The sequence below is a fragment of the Psychrobacter sp. genome (genome assembly GCF_030457785.1).
Taxonomy (GTDB): domain Bacteria; phylum Pseudomonadota; class Gammaproteobacteria; order Pseudomonadales; family Moraxellaceae; genus Psychrobacter.
Genome location: NZ_JAKDUI010000225.1, coordinates 1 through 4,294 on the forward strand (window position 1 = coordinate 1; position 4,294 = coordinate 4,294).

At 42.3% G+C, this 4,294-nt stretch carries 3 protein-coding genes and 1 pseudogene; 1 reads left to right on the forward strand and 3 read right to left on the reverse strand.

Translation table 11 applies throughout. The features are described from left to right. The 3 genes from L0J61_RS09675 to dinB form a co-directional block, all read right to left on the reverse strand. A partial coding sequence (locus L0J61_RS09675; RefSeq protein WP_367651952.1) for a FimV family protein occupies positions 1-635 on the reverse strand: 635 nt, incomplete at its 3' end. 341 nt (positions 636-976) lie between these two features. Then, entirely contained in the window at positions 977-2,197 is a 1,221-nt protein-coding gene (queA, locus tag L0J61_RS09680; protein ID WP_301466243.1) for a tRNA preQ1(34) S-adenosylmethionine ribosyltransferase-isomerase QueA, read from the reverse strand. A gap of 198 nt (positions 2,198-2,395) precedes the next feature. Continuing rightward, the gene (gene dinB / locus L0J61_RS09685) at positions 2,396-3,481 is read right to left on the reverse strand and encodes a DNA polymerase IV (protein WP_301466244.1); all 1,086 of its coding nucleotides are present in this window, start codon (positions 3,479-3,481) and stop codon (positions 2,396-2,398) included. A gap of 605 nt (positions 3,482-4,086) precedes the next feature. On the opposite strand from dinB, the pseudogene L0J61_RS09690 reads away from it, so the two are divergent. Continuing rightward, positions 4,087-4,245 (forward strand): annotated as a pseudogene (locus L0J61_RS09690) (IS1 family transposase); the annotation flags it as partial. Positions 4,246-4,294 lie beyond the last annotated feature (49 nt).

Genomic DNA, 4,294 nt, shown 5'->3' on the forward strand with positions numbered 1-4,294 from the left:
GCTGCAGATGCAGGCGACTTGACTGGCGCGGCATGGGCTGGAGCATTATTAGCTGTACTTTTGGCGATTAATGCCTCATTCACCGATGAGTGCTGGCCTGATAGATTTGGCGTTGATAATAGCGGTGGCGGTGTACCATTTCTGACAGATAATGGTTGGCTATTACGGTTTGAGTCAGCCGATCTTTTGGTGTTCTTGGTCGTATTAACATTAACAGGCAAGCTATCGTCAAGAGGCATCAGCAGTGTTTTAGGGATGATAGTTCGCTGACCTTTATCCCTAATACTCAAGACCACATCTGCAAAGGGCTTTGAGACAGGTTCTGCGGTTGATATATAAATGTCACCACTATTCGCTGAGGTGGGCTGAAAGTTTACAGTCATTAATGGGTTTGGCGTTAGCCCCATTTTCTGATAGATATCCGCATTTGCTAAGCTGACGGAAAAGTCAGAGCCACCGATGTCAGTCACGTTTAGCCTAACAGTCAACGGTTGGTGTTGGGCAGAGGTAATAACTGTTTTGCCAATGGTTGCTGCTTGAACATTAGATATTAAGGTGGCAGAACCCGAACAAATTAATGCTATAGACACCGCGCAGTGTACATTGGTTAGACGATGAGATAAACGGCAAGACATATTCATACCTTGGAATATATAAGTATCATTGCTTTTATAACAAAATATGGTTTGTTTTACCAGTTTATTTCACTAATACTGTATTCAAATTAATAAATATTTATTTGAGCGTTGCTAAACCTTCATAAATCAGTGCCGTTGTATCATTACTGAGGCACTATTTTTGAAATTAAAGGCTAGGAACGATGTCAGCAGATAGAAACGAGTTAGATCTGAATTCTAATTTGATTTTTTGGTGGTGTTCTAAAAAGTATGCTGGCGATAGAAGTCAATAAGAAATCTATGCTAAGTTCTCTGATTCTATAGGGCTTTCAAGGCTTCAAAAATTGTTCAAGTTTTAATCAGCATACTTTTTGACACACCACCGATTTTTTATCTAGCAGCATGGCGTCGCCGTAGCTGAAAAATCGATACTCTGTATCGATCGCATGTCGGTAAGCTGTTTCGATAGATTCTTTACCAGAAAATGCTGAGACCAACATCAATAGTGTTGACTTGGGTAGATGGAAGTTAGTCAATAACTTATCGATGACACCAAATTTAAATCCCGGATAGATAAATATATCGGTATCTCCAGACCAGCTAGCAAGTGGCTTTCCAGCACTTGCTGTTTTTTGATGGGCGGTTTCCAAGACGCGAGTGACGGTCGTGCCAATAGCGATCACTTGGTTGCCGTTTGCGTGGGTTTGGTTGATCAGGTCGGCGGTTTCTTGTGGTAGGTGAGCATACTCACTATGCATGGTGTGATTGAGCAAATTATCAGTTTTAACGGGTGCAAAGGTACCAGCACCAACGTGTAAGGTAACAAATGCAGTCTGAACGCCTTTCGCTGCCAGCTTAGCCAGTACTGATTCATCAAAGTGTAAACTGGCGGTAGGCGCTGCCACACTTGCAAGCTTGGCAGGGTCATGGAAGACCGTCTGGTAGCGAGTATTGTCAGTATCATCAGCATGACGCTCGAAATAGGGTGGGATAGGTAGCTCACCGTATAGCTCTAGATGTGGCAAGATCGGCGCATCAAAGGCGAGGACAAATAGATTGTCTTGACGTCCAATCACCACGGCAGACATGTGACCATCGGCGAGATGAACTCGCTGCCCGAGTTTAGGTGCCTTACTGGCTTTTACATGGCATAACGCAAGATAGTCCTGAAGGACAGGTTTATCCTCGCTGTCTGCTAAACTCAGAGTTGCAACCTCTAGATCTGAAATATCGACCAAACGCTCGATGAGAACTTCAACCTTACCGCCTGTGTCTTTTTGCCCAAAGAGACGCGCTTTCATCACTTTGGTGTCATTAAAGACGATTAAGTCTCCAGCATTTAATAGGTCGGGCAATTCAGAAAATAAACGATCTTCTATGTTGGTTTGATTATCTTGATAACCAGCAGATAAATATAGCAGCTTTGATGCAGAGCGCTGGGCTAATGGGTAGCGCGCTATGAGGTTGTCTGGCAATTCATAATCGTAGTCGCTGACGCTCAAATAGTCTAAGGCGTCATTATTTTCATTGATATCAATCGTGGTGCTACTATCAGAATTTACAGCTTGAGAGTGGGTCATAATGAGACTTTCGATGGAGAATTATTTTGGGGTAATTGTAGCAGAAACGATAGGATAAGCGCATCATAAACCTAGCGTTGAGTAGGGCATTGCTATAAATGAAGTTAATAAAGGTGTTTTAAAATAGCCTAAGCAAAATTAGAGGATAGGAGTAAAAAGCTATCCTAGAAACAACCATTTTCGCTTCGTGCAAATGTTTTATTCAAATAATTTGAGCTGTGGCAACTGCTGTGTAGCTGGAGCTAATGAAGAAAAGGTGACACCGACCAGACGAATGGGCAGGTGGCGAGGAATGTCTAAAAACAGCTTATCCAACCAATAATGAGCAGATTCAGCTCTACTAAATGCCGATGACAGTGTGTGCGAACGTGTGATTTGGGTGAAGTCAGCATACTTTACTTTCAGAGTAATAGTATGGGCGATGAGCTGTTTTTTTTGCATTTGATTAAAAGCATCATCGTTTTGTTCATAGATTTGATTTCTTAACTCATCATTGTCGTCTAGGTTGTCTCTAAACGTGGTCTCTGAGCCAATGGATTTGTGCGTGCGTTTGGATTTGACCACGCGTTCATCACGACCATGAGCGATATCGTGATAAAACTGTCCACGTTTTCCGAATTCTTGCAACAGTGTCGTTGCTGGCAGACGCCTCAGGTCAGCGCCACTGCTCACGCCCATGGCATGTAAGCGTTTGGCAGTGGCTTTACCAATGCCGTGAAACCGCTCTATAGGCAGGGTGCTGATAAAATCCTCCGCGTCAGCAGGTGTGATGATGGCGATACCGTTGGGTTTATTGATATCAGAGGCAATTTTCGCCAGCATTTTATTAAACGAAACGCCGGCAGAAGCGGTGAGCCCTGTATTTTCTAAAATTTGCGCTCGCAGCCAGTTGGCCATCAGTGTCGCTGAGCCTCTATGAGCTTGTAGTCCAGTGACATCTAAATAAGCCTCATCCAGGGATAAAGGCTCAATATGAGGTGTCAAGCGCTGCATGATGCTCCGAATATCGCTGCTGACCTCTCGGTAAACCTGAAAACGTGGTCGTACAAATATCACGTCTGGACAACGCCTGCGTGCCTCATAACAAGACATTGCTGAGCGTACGCCAAACTTGCGCACTTCATAACTGGCTGCTGCCACCACACCCCGACCATTCGGATCGCCACCCACTACTAAGGGTTTACCGCGAAGTTCAGGGAAGTCGCGCTGCTCTACACTGGCATAAAACGCATCCATATCAATATGAATAATCTTGCGAGAGGGTGTCGTTGTGGAGGAGGTCATAAAAACTATCTTATCGTACTTAGTCAAAATGTTTTAGAACTAATTGTGGCATGTTGAGTATTTAATCAGTGTCATTGACAGCGGTAATTTTTTAGACAATTTCACAGTAAAAATAGTCAGTATGGTTGTTCTGTACCTCTGTTTTTAGTAAAAGCTGTGACAAGTCTTATAATGAGCGTCAATGTCTCGATATAATCTGCGTTGTGTTTTCTATTTGATAATAGTCAAGTTTATTTTTTAAAAACTTATTAAAAGAGACGTCAGTTTAAATGCATCAACAATATTGTTTTAATATCAGTATATTTGATATAGAATAAATTAAATATAATTGCAATTGCATATCGTTCACCACTTAACCCAAAAAAACTGCTGTTCATCACAAAAGGCCACGTCTAACCTTACGATTTTTATTATGGTGTTTTAGACTATAGAAAGGTAAGTGCGGAGATGGAGTTTTATCATGCATATTGGCGATGTCCTGTAATACTGAATAGCGATGATAGGGTTTTTGCATGTCACACTTCATTTGTCGGTGGTGTGTCAGAAAGTATGCTGGAGTAATAAAAGAAGGGTGACAGCCGAAGCAAGATGATATATTTGAGGTTATGAAGACACAAATACAGATCGATTGCCCCGACTGTCACAGTCCCAGTTTAAAGAAAAACGGCAAAAAAAGCTATGGCAAGCAGAACTATCAATGTAAGGACTGCAAACGCCAGTTTATTGGCGATCATGCCCTAACTTATAACGGCTGTCACTCTAGGGTGTGTTGACATATATAGAATAATTGATAATCATAGTGTTATGACTAGA

Coding starts and splice junctions, on each gene's coding strand:
- queA (WP_301466243.1), bottom strand. CDS start 2,197: ATGACCCACTCTCAAGCTGTAAATTCTGATAGTAGCACCACGATTGAT.
- dinB (WP_301466244.1), bottom strand. CDS start 3,481: ATGACCTCCTCCACAACGACACCCTCTCGCAAGATTATTCATATTGAT.